Below are 14,843 nucleotides of genomic sequence, written 5' to 3' on the forward strand. Positions count from 1 at the left end.
GGAGAGCACTGGATGACGCCCTTCACCGCCTCTGCCGAAGAACGCGCCCGCATTGCCGAGGTCGGCATGTACCGCCCCGACCTGGAAGGCGACGCCTGTGGCGTCGGCGTCATCGCCGCCACCGATGGCAAGGCCTCGCGCCGCGTCGTCGTCGCCGGCATCGAGGCGTTGAAGGCCGTGTGGCATCGCGGTGCCGTCGATGCCGATGGCAAGACCGGCGACGGCGCCGGCATCCATGTCGAGCTGCCGCTGGATTTCTTCCACGAGCACATCGGCCGCGCCGGGCACCAGCCCAAGCCCAATCTGCTTGCCGTCGGCCAGGTCTTCCTGCCGCGTACCGACCTCGCCGCCCAGGAAAGCTGCCGGACCATCGTCGAATCCGAAATCATCGGGTTCGGCTACAAGGTCTATGGCTGGCGCCAGGTGCCGGTCGACATCAGCGTTATCGGCCGAAAGGCGATGGAATCGCGCCCCGAGATCGAACAGATCATGATCGCCGGGCCCCTTCCAGGCAGCGACCGGGCGGCGCTGGAGGCGTTCGAGAAGGACCTCTATCTCATCCGCCGCCGCATCGAGAAAAAGGTCATCGAGGCGCAGATCCAGGGCTTCTACATCTGCTCGCTCAGCGCCCGCTCGATCATCTACAAGGGCCTGTTCCTCGCCGAGGAACTGTCGGTCTTCTACCCCGATTTGATGGACGAACGCTTCGTTTCGCGCTTCGCCATCTATCACCAGCGCTACAGCACCAACACCTTCCCGCAATGGTGGCTGGCCCAGCCGTTCCGCTGCATCGCCCATAACGGCGAGATCAACACGGTGCGCGGCAACACCAACTGGATGAAAAGCCACGAGATCAAGATGGCCGCCGCGGCGTTCGGCGAGCATTCGGAAGACATCAAGCCGCTGATCCCGGCCGGCGCGTCCGACACCGCTGCGCTCGATGCGGTGTTCGAGGCTTTCGTGCGCTCGGGCCGCGACGCGCCGACGGCCAAGCTGATGCTGGTGCCGGAGGCCTGGTCCAAGGACGACAGCCTGCCCGACAGCCACCGCGCCATGTACGCCTTTTTCGCCAGCGTCATGGAGGCCTGGGACGGGCCGGCGGCGCTGGCCATGACCGACGGCCGCTGGGTCGTCGCCGGGCTCGATCGCAACGCGCTGCGCCCGATGCGCTATTGCCTGACTCGCGACAACCTCCTCGTCACCGGGTCGGAAGCCGGCATGGTCGTCATCCCCGAGGCCGACATGCTGATGAAGGGCGCGCTCGGCCCCGGCGAGATGATCGCCGTCGACATGGACGGCGAAGCTGGGGCGACCCCCAAATTTTACAGCGACCGCGAGATCAAGGATCGCATCGCCGGCGCCAACGACTATGGCGCGCTGGTGGCCGGCTTCACCACATTCACCTCGATGCAGGGCCATGACGGCGCCCAGCCGGGTGCCAGCTATGCCCGCGACGAGCTGCGCCGCCGCCAGGTCGCCGCAGGGCAGAGCATGGAGGACATGGAGCTGATCCTGGCGCCGATGGTCGAGGAGGCCAAGGAGGCCATCGGCAGCATGGGCGACGACGCGCCGCTCGCGGTCATTTCAGACAATCCGCGCAACCTGTCGCATTTCTTCCGCCAGAACTTCAGCCAGGTCACCAACCCGCCGATCGACAGCTTGCGCGAGACGCGGGTGATGAGCCTGAAGACGCGCTTTTCCAACCTCGGCAACATCCTCGACGATGGCGCCCGGCAGGAAGGCGTCATGGTCATCGACACGCCGGTGATGACCAACAACGGCTGGAACGTGCTGAAAAGCCATTTCGGCAAGCAGGCCGCCGTCATCGACTGCAGCTTCGACATCGCCGGCGGACCGGAGGCGTTGCGCGCCGCCATTGCCCGCGTCCGTGCCGAGGCCGAGACGGCGGTGCGTTCGGGCAAGAGCCAGTTGTTCCTGACCGACGAGAACCAGTCCCCCACGCGCGCCGGGATCAGCATGATCCTCGCGACCGCCGGCGTGCACACGCATCTGGTGCGCAAGGGCCTGCGCACCTTTGCGTCGATCAACGTGCGCTCGGCCGAAGCGCTCGATACCCATTATTTCGCCGTGCTGATCGGCGTCGGTGCCACCACCGCCAATGCCTATCTGGCGCAGGAGGCCATCGCCGATCGCCACGCCCGCGGCCTGTTCGGGCCGCTGACCTATGACCAGTGCGTTCAGCGCTACAAGAAAGCCGTCGAGGACGGCCTGCTCAAGATCATGGCCAAGATGGGCATCGCGGTCATCTCGTCATACCGCGGCGGCTACAACTTCGAAGCGGTCGGGCTCAGCCGGGCGCTGGTCAACGACTTCTTCCCCGGCATGCCCGCCAAGATCTCGGGTGAAGGCTTCGAATCGCTCTTCATCAACGCCCAGATGCGCCACGAGGCGGCGTTCGACGAGGATGTCGTCGCGCTGCCGATCGGCGGGCTGTACCGCTATCGCGCCGGCAGCGAGGCCCATGCCTATCAGGCCAGCCTCATCCACCTGCTGCAGCACGCCGTCGGCGCCGACAGCTATTCCGACTATCTGAAATTCTCTCGCGCCGTCCGCGACCTGCCGCCGATCGCGCTGCGCGACTTGCTCGATTTCAGCGACAACACCCAGCCGGTGCCGATCGAGGAAGTCGAATCGATCACCGAAATCAGGAAGCGCTTCGTCACGCCGGGCATGAGTCTCGGCGCCCTGTCGCCCGAGGCGCACGAGACGCTCGCCATCGCCATGAACCGCATCGGCGCCAAGGCGGTGAGCGGCGAAGGCGGCGAGGATTCGATCCGCTACAAACCCTATGCCAATGGCGACAACGCCAATTCCGTCGTCAAGCAGATCGCGTCGGGCCGCTTCGGCGTCACCGCCGAGTATCTCAACGCCTGCGACGAAATCGAGATCAAGGTCGCGCAAGGTGCAAAGCCCGGCGAGGGCGGGCAATTGCCCGGCTTCAAGGTCAGCGAGATGATCGCCCGGCTGCGCCATTCGACGCCCGGCGTGTCGCTGATCAGCCCGCCGCCGCACCACGACATCTATTCGATCGAGGACCTGGCGCAGCTCATCTACGACCTGAAGCAGATCAACCCGCGCGCCCGCGTCTGCGTCAAGCTGGTCAGCAGCGCCGGCATCGGCACCGTCGCCGCCGGCGTCGCCAAGGCCCATGCCGACGCCATCCTCATTTCCGGCAATGTCGGCGGTACCGGCGCGTCCCCGCAGACCAGCATCAAATACGCCGGCACCCCTTGGGAAATGGGCCTGACCGAGGTCAACCAGGTGCTGACGCTCAACGGCCTCAGGCACCGGGTGAAGCTGCGCACCGATGGCGGGCTGAAGACCGGCCGCGACATCGTCATCGCCGCCATCCTGGGCGCCGAGGAATACGGCATCGGCACGCTGTCGCTGGTCGCCATGGGCTGCATCATGGTCCGGCAATGCCATTCGAACACCTGCCCGGTCGGCGTCTGCACCCAGGACGAGGCCTTGCGCGAAAAGTTTGGCGGCAGCCCCGAAAAGGTCATCAACCTGATGAGCTTCATCGCCGAGGAAGTCCGCGAGATCCTGGCAAAGCTCGGCGTCCGCACGCTCGACGAGGTCATCGGCCGCACCGAGCTGCTGCGCCAGGTCAACCGCGGCGCCGAACATCTCGACGACCTCGACCTGAACCCGATCCTCGCCAAGGTCGACGCCCCCGACGGCATGCGCCGCTTCAACATCGAGGGGCATCGCAACGAAGTGCCCGACAGCCTCGACGCCGCGATGATCCGCGACGCCGACCAATTGTTCAGCCGCGGCGAGAAAATGCAGCTGACCTATACCGTCCGCAACACCGACCGCGCCGTCGGCACCCGCCTGTCGGGCGAAATCACCCGCCGCTTCGGCATGACGGCGCTCGCCGCCGGCCATGTCCATATCCGGCTGCGCGGGTCGGCCGGGCAGTCGCTGGGCGCCTTTGCCGTCCAGGGCGTCAAGCTCGAGGTCTTCGGCGAGGCCAACGACTATGTCGGCAAGGGCCTGTCGGGTGCCACCATCATCGTCCGCCCGATGGTGTCGTCGCCGCTCGCCAGCCAGGACAATGCCATCATCGGCAACACCGTGCTCTATGGCGCGACCTCGGGCCGCCTGTTCGCCGCCGGCCGCGCCGGCGAACGCTTTGCAGTGCGCAACTCGGGCGCACAGGTCGTCATCGAAGGCTGCGGCGCCAATGGCTGCGAATACATGACCGGCGGCGTCGCCGTCATCCTCGGCCGCACCGGCGACAATTTCGCCGCTGGCATGAGCGGCGGCATGGCCTTCGTCTATGACCAGGACGGCGATTTCGAGCGCCGGGTCAATCATGACTCGGTCGTCCTCACTCGCCTCGCCAGCGCGCATTGGGAGACCGTCGCCCATGATCTCGTCAGCGAACACGCTCGCGAGACCGGCTCGAAATGGGCCGCGGGGCTGCTCGCCGAATGGGATCGCACCCGGCAGCGACTGTGGCAGGTCTGCCCGAAGGAGATGTTGACCCGGCTGGCGCACCCGCTCGACGACGCACCGCAGCGCGAAGCGGCCGAATAGTTGCGCCGGGGGCGTCCGCTTCCTATCTTGGTGTCTTAGCCGGATAGGATAGCGCGACGATGGCCGACGACAAGCAGGACCCGCTGGTACAAAGCCTGATGGCCCTCGCCGTCAGCGCCGCGCCGCTGATCAAGCGCGCCCGCGATTCGGGCATGTTCAAGGCCGGCAGCCGCGAAGCCGCCGCGTCCGAAGCCGTCGCCGACGTGCCGCCCGCCGCGCCGGCCGAGCCGGCCCCCGATTTCACCGCGGAAAAGGCCGCGCTGCAGGACATCATCGTCAGCCAGGCGATGAAGATCGCCGCGCTGGAGGCCGAAGTCGCCCGGCTGACGGCCAAGGCCAAACGGTCGAAGGACTGAGCCGGCACCGACGCGAATAGGTGATTTCCCGCACCGTATCGAACGCGATAGGGGATTGCCGAGAGGCGGCGTGTTGAACGACTGATGTAACGATGCCCGGGAAGTGGCGGAAAAACCATCGCGCGCCCCTTCCTTCGCGGCGCATAGACGTTAAGAATGTGTTTCAACCATGTGGCGCCTCCACCAATATCCCCTGTGCCCGTTCAGTCGTAAGGTCCGCTTTGCCTGCGCGGTAAAGGGCGTCGACGTCGAACTGGTGCGCGAATATCCTTGGGAGCGGCGCGATGCCTTTGCCGCGCTCAACCCCGCCGGGCAGACGCCGGTCATCCAGAACGGCGCCATCACCCTCGTCGACAGCGCCGCCATCTGCGATTATTTCGAAGAGACCGTGGCGCGCACGCCGCTGCTCGGCGCCGGGCCGGAGGAACGTGCCGAGGCGCGGCGACTGGTCGCCTGGTTCGACCAGAAATTCTATGGCGAGGTCACCTCGCTGCTGCTCGCCGAGCGCATGTACAAGCGCATCGTGCTGCGCCAGCCGCCCGATGCCGGCACCGTCCGCGCCGCCGCCCGCAATGCCGAGGCGCATCTCGACTATCTCGATTTCCTGCTCGACCGCCGGCGCTGGGTGGCCGGCCCGGCGTTCGGCCTCGCCGACATCGCCGCCGCCGCGCAACTGTCGGTCGCCGATTATCTCGGCGGCATCGAATGGGACGGCCATGAACCGGCGCGGATCTGGTATTCGGCGCTGAAATCCCGCCCCGCGTTCCGCCCGCTGCTCGGCGAACGCATGGAAGGCCTGCCGCCGCCGGCGCATTACGACAAACTGGATTTCTGACCCTCTTTTCCCCTCCCTTTCAAGGGAGGAGAGTAATCACCCCAGCACCACCCGCGCCTGGCTCGCCAGATGCGCCAGCATCGCCGTCGTCACCGCGCCGCCCGATCGCGCCCGTGCCACCGGCCCGGAAATCCGCGCCACCGCCGCCTCGTTCGCCGCCAGCCAGCCGTTGACCGCCGCCACCGGGTCCACGCCGGCGCCGGTCACCCGCCGCACCAGATCCAGCCGCAGCTGTTCGAAATCGCGCACCAGCCCGGCCTGCAGCAGCCGTTCCCAGGGGTCGCTCGGGTCCAGCCCCGCCGCCGCGCCGCGCGCCCAGTCGAGCCCCGTCGCCTCGCCGAGCGTCGTATAGGCCGCCGCCGTCGCCGCCTCGTCGATGCCGAGGTCGCACGCCAGCAGCCCGACGCCGACGGCACCATCGAGCGCCTCGATCCGCACCAGCGCCGCGGCGATCGCATCGGGCGCACCCAGCGCCGCCAGCCCGGCGGTATAGCGATCGAGCCAGGCGCGCGATTCGGGCCGCAGCACGGCATCGAGCGCGCCGCCGAGCCGATCGATGCCCGGCCGCAGCCGCGCCACCAGCGTCGACGGCATGGCACCGCCGCCCTGGCGGATCAGGTCGGCCATCTGCGACCGCAGCGCCGCGATGCCGGCGACGTGCAGGTCGAGATGGGCCGGGCCGGGCACATCGGCGGTATCGATCGCCGCCCAGAGCACCCGGAAATCGAACAACTCCCGCGCGGCGACGAACGCCGCCGCGACATCGGCCAGCCCGACGCCCAGTTCCTCAGCGAGTTCGAACGCCAGCCCCAGCCCGCCGCGATTGACGAGTTCGTTGGTCAGCTTCGTCGCGATCAGCTCGCGGCGCAGCCGGTGGCCGTCGATGGCGGCGGCAAAGCGCTCCCGCATCGCCGAGGGGAAGGCGGCGTGAAGATCGGGCACCAGCAACGGATCGTCGACCAGCGGCGCCTCGACCAACCCGTCATAGATCGCCATCTTGGCATAGGCCATGACGACGGCAAGTTCCGGCCGTTCCAGCGCGCCGCCGTTGCGCCCGCGCTGGATCAGCACATCGTCGCCGGCCAGCCCCTCGACCGTCCGGTGCAGTTCGGCGGCGCTCGCCTCCAGCGCCTGGATAAGGCGGATATGGCCGGGCAGCGCCGCGGCACCGCCGCGTTCGGCGATCGACAGCGCCTGTGTCTGCAGGCGGTTGTCCTCCAGTACCAGATGCGCGACCTCGTCGGTCATTTCGACCAGCAGCACGTCGCGATCGGCCTCGGCCAGCCGCCCGGCGGTGACTTCGGCGTTGAGCGCGATCTTGATGTTGACCTCGTTGTCCGAACAATCGACGCCGGCGCTGTTGTCGATGAAATCGGTGTTGATGCGGCCACCGCGGCCGGCGAATTCGATGCGTCCGGCTTGGGTCACGCCCAGGTTGGCGCCCTCGCCGACCACCCGCGCGCCGATATCGGTTCCATTGATGCGATGCGCGTCGTTGGCGCGGTCACCGGCATCGGTGTCGCTTTCGGCCGACGCCTTCACATAGGTGCCGATGCCGCCGAACCACAACAGGTCGGTCTTCATCTTCAGGATGGCGGTGATCAGCTCCGACGGGCTCAGGCTGTCGGCGGTCACGCCGAGCATGGCCTGGACCTGCGGGCTGAGCGGCACCGTCTTCAGGCTGCGCGGGAACACGCCGCCGCCGGCCGAAATCAGCTTGCGGTCGTAATCGTCCCAGCTCGAGCGCGGCAATGCGAACATGCGGGTCCGCTCGGCGAGGCTCGCCGCCGTGTCGGGCTCGGGATCGAAGAAGAAATGGCGGTGGTCGAACGCCGCCACCAGCTTGATGACCGGCGACAGCAGCATGCCGTTGCCGAACACATCACCCGACATGTCGCCGACGCCGGCGACGCGGATCGGCTGGGTCTGCACGTCGACGCCGAGTTCGCGGAAATGCCGCTGCACCGAAATCCAGGCGCCGCGCGCAGTGATCGCCATCGCCTTGTGGTCATAGCCGTTGCGGCCGCCGCTGGCGAAGGCATCGCCCAGCCAGAAGCCGTGTGCCTCGGCGATGGCATTGGCGATGTCCGAGAATGTCGCCGTGCCCTTGTCGGCGGCGACGACGAGATAGGGGTCGGGCGCGTCATGGCAGGTGACGTCGGCGGGCGGGATGTTGCTGCCGTCGGGCGCCAGATTGTCGGTCAGCGACAGCAGGGCCCGGATGAAGATGCGATAGCTTTCGGTGCCTTCCGCCAGCCAGGCGTCGCGGTTGGCCGGCGGCGGCAACTGCTTGGGGTAGAAACCGCCCTTGGCGCCGGTCGGCACGATGACGGTGTTCTTGACCTTCTGCGCCTTGACCAGCCCCAGCACTTCGGTGCGGAAATCGTCGCGCCGGTCGGACCAGCGCAAGCCGCCGCGGGCGATCGGCCCGCCGCGCAGGTGGATGCCCTCGACGCGCGGGGAATAGACCCAGATCTCGCGATACGGCACCGGCGGCGGCAGGTTCGGCACCTGGCGGCTGTCCATCTTGAAGGCCAGCGCCTCGGGCCCGCCGGGCACGAATGCGTTGGTGCGCAGCGTCGCCCCGATGATCGAGCGATAGAGCCTGAGGATGCGATCGTCGTCGATCGAGGCGACGTCCTGCAGGCCGGCATCGATCGCCGCCAGCCGCTCCGCCTCCGGCGATCCACGGTCGCCGGCGTCCCGGGCGAAGCGCGCGCAGAACAGCCCGACCAGGTCGCGGGTGATCGCCGGATAACGGCGCAGCGCATCGACGACGGTCGCCAGCCCATAGGTGACGCCGGTCTGGCGCATGTAGCGGAAATAGGCGCGCAGCCAGCCGGCCGCCTCGGCATCGAGCGCACAGGCGATGGTCAGCGAGTTGAACAGGTCGTTCTCGTGCGCGCCGGTCAGCACCGCGGTCAGCGCCGGTTCGACGCGGGCGCGCAGCGCCTCCCAATCGGCCAGCGCCTCGGGCTCGGTGACTTCGAGCAGGAAATCATGGATCCAGCCGAGCCGCCCGCCGGCGAGATCGAACGGAAACTCCTCGATGACGCGCAGCCCGAAATTCTCGAGCACCGGCACCGCTTCCGACAGCGGGATGATCTTGCCAAGCCGATAGATCTTCAGCCGCAGCTGGCTGGGCACGCCGTCGGTGGCGGGCAGCAGCCGCACGCCGCGGTCGTTCTCGTCGTGCAGCTGGCTCAATGCGATGATGTCGGTCGCCGCTTCCTCGGGGCTGTGCTGCGCGCGATAGCTCGGCGAAAAGGCCCGGCCGTGGCTGATCGTCAGCCGCGCCGCCCGCGTCGGCCCGGCGACGCTCAGCAGCGCCGTCTCCAGGCCCTCGTCCCAGCCGCGCACCAGCTGGCGCAGCCGGCGATCGAGATCGGCTTCGGCGGCCGGGTCGAACGCCGCGACGGCACCTTCGGGCATTTGGATGACATAATGGACGCGGGCGAGCCCTTCGGACCGCAGCTCGACCTCGAACCGGCTGAGCGTGCCGCCGGTGGCCGCGGTCAGCATGCGGCCGACGCTTTCGCGGATGCCGCTGGTATAGCTGTCGCGCGGCACATAGACGAGCGCGGACAGGAAGCGGCCAAAGGCATCGGCGCGCACGAACAACTTGGGCCGCGGCCGGTCGAGCAGCGACAACAGGCCGAGCGCCATGGATTTCAGCCGTTCCGCCGACGCCTCGAACAATTCCTCGCGCGGGAAGGCTTCGAGGACATGCACCAGCGCCTTGCCGGTGTGGCCCGATGCCGAAAAGCCAAGTTCGTCGATGACTTCGGCGACCTTCCGGCGCAGCACCGGGATCTGCCGCGGCGATGTCGCCAGCGCGGCGGAGGTATAGAGCCCGAGGAACCGCGTCTCGCTGGTCACCCGGCCCTGGCGATCGAAACCCTTGACCGAAACGAGGTCGCAATTCACCCGGCGGTGCACCGTCGACACGGTGCCGGCCTTGGTGATCAGCAGCGGTTCCGGCGAGGCGAGCAGCGCCTTCAGCGCGCGCGGCGTGTCGGTGCCGGCGCGGCCGGTCCACAGCGGGTAGTCGGGATCGCGCAGCAGGCCGAGGCCGACATCGCTGACCGGCTGCATCGCCGGATCGTCGAGGTCGCCCTCGAGTTCGTAGCGGCGGACGCCGAGCAGCGTGAAATTGTCGGCGGCGAGCCAGTCGAGGAATGCCGTCGCCTCTGCCGCGCGATGCGGCGCCACCGGCGGCGGATTGGCCTCCAACGCCTTGATCGCGCCGCGCAGCGCCGCCAGCATCGGCGGCCAGTCGGTCACCGCCGCCGCGACATCGGCCTGCACCTGTTCGAGCGCCGTGACGAGATCGGCGCGCGCCCGGGCGCCGGTGCGCTCCAGTTCGACATAGATCATCGATTCGCGGACGACGCCGGGGGCGACGCTGCCGCCGGCCGGGCCGACGACCGCCAGCAGCCGGCCATCGCCATCGCGGCGGACATCGACGACAGGATGCAGCAGCCGGTCGATCTCAAGCCCCGCGGCGGTGATCGCCGCCGAGGTCGAATCGACGAGAAAGGGCCGGTCGTCGCCGATGATGGCGAGCGCCATGCGCCGACGGCCTGGCGTCGCGCCGTCGCTGTCGGCGGGTTCGAGATGGACGATGGCACGATCGGGGGTGCGGACCGCCGCCGCCGCCGACAGGAAGCGCACGATCGCCGCCCGGCCGGCCGCATCGAGATTTTCGAGCTCGCCCGGCAGCGCGCGATCGAACAGCGCCGCCGCCAGCGCCGCCTCCACCGCGTCCGACGCCGCCGTCTTCACGGGTGCGTCATGGGCCGCACGGGCACCCTTGGCTGCATTCGACACTCTGAAACTCCGCTTGCCGGTGGCGGCGCGCTTATGCGTCCGGGGCAGGGCGAAGGGCAAGTTCACCGGCGCGTCAACCGGCGGTATTGCGAGAAAACGGGTCGATCCGCGCCGATTTCGCGGGCCTTTCGGCCAATATGAGGCCGATTTCATGCCGCAGCCGCGCCGTTGCCGCCCGTCCGAGGATTTCGCGCCAGTTCATCACCACCTGCACGGCATCGCCGCCAGCCGGCGGCCGCGCACCATCGACCAGCGGCAACATCACGCCGCGCACCAGGATCGTCGATCCGGCCAGCCCCGGCAGCCGCGCCTCGATCGGCACCGGTTGCCGGTCACCCCCGCCGGCAGCATCGCACAGCGCCGCCGCCAGCCCGGGACGCCCGGCCAGCGCCATGCCGGGCTCGAGCCCGAAGGCTTCGGCGACAGCGGCCCCACACTGCGTCACCACCGGCCCCGCCGGCTCGCCCGCCAGCACCAGGCTGTTCGCCTCGAAACCCGCGATCGCCGCACCGCCCGCCGCCCGCCACGCCGCCACGGCCTGCCCCGCCAGCCGCCGCTCCGCCACGCCAAAGCGGGGCGGCAGGTCGAACCCGCAATCCGCCATGTCCTGCCCCCAGGCGATGCGCATGCCGCCGCTTCCCTTGCCGAATTGCCCGATCCGGATAACGGCCGCGCCGGCAGGCCGTTGAATCCTGCACCACCACGCTTGCCCCCGGCGGCACCGCCTGTTAAGGCCCCCAACCGTTGCCGCTTTAGCTCAGCCGGTAGAGCACATCATTCGTAATGATGGGGTCAGGTGTTCGAGTCACCTAAGCGGCACCATTTCTCCTCTGTCAGCCAAGGCCCATGATGCGCAGCAGCGCGGGGATGCGTTCGCGGAAGGGGAAAAAGCCCTTGGTCGCGTGCGGCCAGAATTGGGTGTCCCAGCTGCGGCGGACCTGCGCCAGCGTCACGCCTTCGCGGGCGAGCGCCGGGGCCAGTTGCGCCAGGGCATCGGCGACGGGGCCGACCGGCGCATGGGGCGTCACCACCTGCGTTGCACCAGAGGCCCGCGCCGCGGCGAGCAGCGCCGGAGCGTCGAGCGTGGCCACCACATCGACCGGGCAGCCGAACTGCGCCCGCACGCGCGTCGCGGTCTCGACTGCCGCCGCGCCGGCAAAGCCCCGCGCCTTGTCGCCCCATATCCAGTCGTCGCCCGTCACCACGACCGCGCCGGCGATGGCGTTGCCGCCGCCAATCACCGCTTCGGGTTGCAGGTCTTCCGGTGTCACCAGCAGCAGCGCAGCCCGCCGCGGATCGGGCGCCACCGGCACCGGCAGCACCCCTGCGGCCGCGACCGGCGCCTCGGTCAGCGCCACCGCCTCGCGCGCCAGGCCCTGCGGCGCGTATCGCCCATCGGTGAACCGCGCGATATTGTCGGCGGTCGCCAGATAGGTCTTGCCCGGCGTCTGCAGGCCGGCGACCCAGCGCCACGACAGGGTATTGCTGGCGGCATCGGCATCAATGAGGTGGCGCAGGAAGAAGTCCGCCCCCAGCGCCCAGGGCAGCCGCAGCGTGAAGATCCAGATCGACGCGAACCACATGCGCGCATGGTTGTGGAGATACCCCGTCGCGACCAGTTCCCGCGCCCAGTCGTCGAAGCCGTCGATGCCGGTCGCCCCGGCCTCCGCCGCCGCCAGCGCGCGAGCGGCGGGAAAGCCGTCGCGCTGCCGGTCGCGCTCGTCGAGGAACCGCCTCCAGACGCCGGGCCGCAGCTCCAGCCAGCCCTTCCAATAGGTCCGCCACAGCACCTCCTGCAGGAATTTTTCCGCTGCGGCATAGCTGTGTTCGGCGAGCACCGCGGCGACGACCTCCTGCTCGGCGACCAGCCGGTAACGGACATAGGGCGACAGCCGCGACACGGCGCCGGGCGCATCGGGCCCCGGATCGCTGTTGCGGCCGACGGCATAGGGGTGCCCGGCGCGCGGCACGAAATCGGCCAGGCGATCGAGGCCGGCAGCGCGGCCGGGCGGAAACAGGGTGGTCAACCGCCCCGCCTAGCGCATCGCCCGCAACGAACCAGCCGCCATATGCGCGCAGGTCAGCGCGCCGGGGTGTGGACCGCCGTCAGCCCGAGTTGCCAGCGGTTCTGGAAGCCCTTCAGTTCGCCCTTGGCATCGGGGTCGAGCCAGGCCGCCTTGGCCGCCTCGCGCTTCAGCACCAGGTCGCAGAAGGCGGTGATCTGGCGATAGATGATCGCGTCGGCCATGTCCTTGCGCCACACCGGTTCGTCGATGGCATCGCGCAGCCGGCCGGTATCGGGGGCCGACGCCGGCGGCGGGTTGCCGCCGAGATTGTGGCGGGCATCGGCAAAGACCAGCAGATGCCGATCGCTGGCGGTCGCCTGGTCGTGCAGCCAGCGGATGCCTTCGGCGCCGGCGACGTCGTCCTTGTCGCCCATGATCCACAGGCTGGGCACGGTGATCGAGCCCAGCGCCGCCGGCGTGAAGGCGCGGACCTGCGGCTGGCCGCCCCAGGGCGCGATCAGCACCAGGCCGCGGACGCCGGGTGCCGGCTTCGCCCCCTCCAGCACCGGTGTCATCGCGCCGGGCGGCAGCTGCGCCATCAGCGGCGCTTTCGCATCATGCCCCGCCCCGCCGGTGGCGAGCGCGCCATAGCCGCCCATCGAATAGCCGATGACGGCGATGTTGCCGGCGTCGATGCGCGGCGCCAGCGGGTCCTTGCCGCGGGCCATCTCGCCGAGGAAGGCGATGGCAGCGCGCTGGTCCTGGCTGCGGCGGATGTACGCCGTGGCGAACACCATCAAGCGCTTGGCCGGGTCCATCGCGCCCGTGTCGTCATGATCGATGCTGGCGACGACATAGCCCTTCGACGCCAGATTTTCCGCCATCCCCGACATCGCCGTCGACCAGCGGCCAAGGCCATGGCTGAGCAGGATCAGCGGCAGCTTGCCGCCTGGCGCCGGCGCCGCGTCACGACTGGCGATGCCTTCGAAGACGAGCGTTGCGGGGATGCCCTCGGGCGGGTTGGCGATGCTATGCGGATAGGTCGTCGGCGGGCCGGCGGCCGCGGCCGGGTAGAACAGCGTGAGGCCCAGCGTGCGCCCCGGGCCGGCGGGAAAGGTCAGTTCCCGCGTGCCGACCGGCAGCGCGCCGGGGGCGGCGAGTTCGGGGGCATCACCGGGGACAAGGCTGGGCGGGCGGGCAAGGGCCGGCGCGGCGGCGAGTGCGAGGATGAGCAGCAGGTGGCGCATGGATGGGCGGGCCTTTATTTGCGGCTTGGGGTTCGATCGAGCCGCACCCTAGGGGTGAAGCCGCAACGATTGAACCCCACCCGTCATGCTGGCGAACGCCAGCATGACGACCCGACTTTGCCTACCTCACCCGCCGTACAAGTGCGGCGGCACCCCGATGACCCCACCCGGATCGAGCTCGAACAACGCCCCGGCATAGTGATCATCCGGCCGGCCATCGCCCGCCGACGTCGCGAACATCATGTCGAGCCTGGCGCCGGCAAAGCCGACATTGGTGATCTGCGGCGTCGGCAGCGCGATCGCCCGGTCGCTGGCGCCATCGGGGAAGAACCGCTCCACCCGCGAGCCACCGTAAAAGGCGATCCACAGCCCGCCCTCGGCATCGCAGGTCATGCCGTCGGGCGCGCCGCTGCTGCCGTCGAATTTCAAATGCTGCTGGCGCGGCCCCAGGCTGCCGTCGTCGTTAACCGCAAAGCGATACACCACCCGCCGCGCCGAATCGGTATGGTACAGCGTGCCGCCATCGGGGCTGAGCGCCGGGCCGTTGGCGATGACGATGCCGGTGTCGTGCCGGCTGATCGCGCCGTCGGGATCGAGCCGGTACAGGCTGCCGGTCGCCGGCCAGCTCTGCGCCGGGCCATCATGCACCGGCATCGTGCCCGCCCAGATCGCGCCGCGGGCATCGGCCTTGGCATCGTTCAGGCGGTTGTGCGGCAGATGCGGCTCCGGATCGGCGATCGGCACCAGCCCGAACGGATCGAGCGTCAGCCGGTGAAAGCCGGTCTGCAACCCGGCGACCAGCCCGCCATCGGCGGTTTCGATCACCCAGCCGATCATCGCCGGCATGTCCCAATGGCGCACCTCGCCGGTGGCGAACGCCAGCCGCCACAGCTTTCGCCCGATGATATCGGTCCAGAACAGCGCATCCTGGCGCGCCGACCAGAACAGCCCCTCGCCCAAGATGTCGCGCTCGGGCCGGGGGACAACGTGCCAGCTCAATGCC

8 protein-coding genes and 1 tRNA gene are annotated in these 14,843 nt (G+C 69.2%); 4 read left to right on the forward strand and 5 right to left on the reverse strand.

Annotated elements, in window-relative coordinates:
* Window positions 1–12 precede the first annotated feature (12 nt).
* The 3 genes from gltB to ACP7AI_RS16615 all read left to right on the forward strand — a co-directional run bounded on the left by gltB (window position 13) and on the right by ACP7AI_RS16615 (window position 5,757).
* Window positions 13–4,566 carry a glutamate synthase large subunit gene (gene gltB / locus ACP7AI_RS16605; protein WP_426169759.1) on the forward strand — a complete coding sequence of 1,518 codons (4,554 nt, stop codon included), beginning with the start codon at window positions 13–15 and terminating at the stop codon, window positions 4,564–4,566.
* A 59-nt stretch (window positions 4,567–4,625) separates the two neighbouring features.
* Entirely contained in the window at window positions 4,626–4,922 is a 297-nt protein-coding gene (locus ACP7AI_RS16610; protein ID WP_426169761.1) for a hypothetical protein, read from the forward strand.
* A 169-nt stretch (window positions 4,923–5,091) separates the two neighbouring features.
* Window positions 5,092–5,757 carry a glutathione S-transferase family protein gene (locus tag ACP7AI_RS16615; protein ID WP_426169763.1) on the forward strand — a complete coding sequence of 222 codons (666 nt, stop codon included), beginning with the start codon at window positions 5,092–5,094 and terminating at the stop codon, window positions 5,755–5,757.
* Window positions 5,758–5,793: 36 nt separating this feature from the next.
* Here ACP7AI_RS16615 and ACP7AI_RS16620 read toward each other — a convergent pair whose 3' ends face one another.
* A complete protein-coding gene (locus tag ACP7AI_RS16620; RefSeq protein ID WP_426169766.1) occupies window positions 5,794–10,587 on the reverse strand; it encodes an NAD-glutamate dehydrogenase in 4,794 nt (1,597 codons plus the stop codon).
* 73 nt (window positions 10,588–10,660) lie between these two features.
* Window positions 10,661–11,215, reverse strand: a complete 555-nt coding sequence (locus tag ACP7AI_RS16625) for a hypothetical protein (RefSeq protein WP_426169769.1) — start codon at window positions 11,213–11,215, stop codon at window positions 10,661–10,663.
* A 118-nt stretch (window positions 11,216–11,333) separates the two neighbouring features.
* On the opposite strand from ACP7AI_RS16625, the gene ACP7AI_RS16630 reads away from it, so the two are divergent.
* Window positions 11,334–11,409 (forward strand) — tRNA-Thr (locus ACP7AI_RS16630).
* Between the two features lie 11 nt (window positions 11,410–11,420).
* On the opposite strand, the gene ACP7AI_RS16635 is transcribed toward ACP7AI_RS16630, so the two are convergent.
* From ACP7AI_RS16635 to ACP7AI_RS16645, 3 genes are all read right to left on the reverse strand, one after another.
* A complete protein-coding gene (locus ACP7AI_RS16635) occupies window positions 11,421–12,614 on the reverse strand; it encodes an FAD-binding domain-containing protein (protein WP_426169771.1) in 1,194 nt (397 codons plus the stop codon).
* A gap of 53 nt (window positions 12,615–12,667) precedes the next feature.
* Window positions 12,668–13,840, reverse strand: a complete 1,173-nt coding sequence (locus tag ACP7AI_RS16640) for an alpha/beta hydrolase family protein (protein WP_426169773.1) — start codon at window positions 13,838–13,840, stop codon at window positions 12,668–12,670.
* Window positions 13,841–13,966: 126 nt separating this feature from the next.
* A complete protein-coding gene (locus ACP7AI_RS16645) occupies window positions 13,967–14,839 on the reverse strand; it encodes an SMP-30/gluconolactonase/LRE family protein (protein ID WP_426169776.1) in 873 nt (290 codons plus the stop codon).
* Between the last annotated feature and the right edge of the window lie 4 nt (window positions 14,840–14,843).

The organism is Sandarakinorhabdus sp. DWP1-3-1 (assembly GCF_049896705.1).
GTDB lineage: Bacteria > Pseudomonadota > Alphaproteobacteria > Sphingomonadales > Sphingomonadaceae > Sandarakinorhabdus.

Excerpts from the sequence above, each read along its gene's own strand:
- gltB (WP_426169759.1), top strand. The coding sequence starts at position 13 with ATGACGCCCTTCACCGCCTCTGCCGAAGAACGCGCCCGCATTGCCGAG.
- ACP7AI_RS16610 (WP_426169761.1), top strand. The coding sequence starts at position 4,626 with ATGGCCGACGACAAGCAGGACCCGCTGGTACAAAGCCTGATGGCCCTC.
- ACP7AI_RS16615 (WP_426169763.1), top strand. The coding sequence starts at position 5,092 with ATGTGGCGCCTCCACCAATATCCCCTGTGCCCGTTCAGTCGTAAGGTC.
- ACP7AI_RS16625 (WP_426169769.1), bottom strand. The coding sequence starts at position 11,215 with ATGCGCATCGCCTGGGGGCAGGACATGGCGGATTGCGGGTTCGACCTG.
- ACP7AI_RS16640 (WP_426169773.1), bottom strand. The coding sequence starts at position 13,840 with ATGCGCCACCTGCTGCTCATCCTCGCACTCGCCGCCGCGCCGGCCCTT.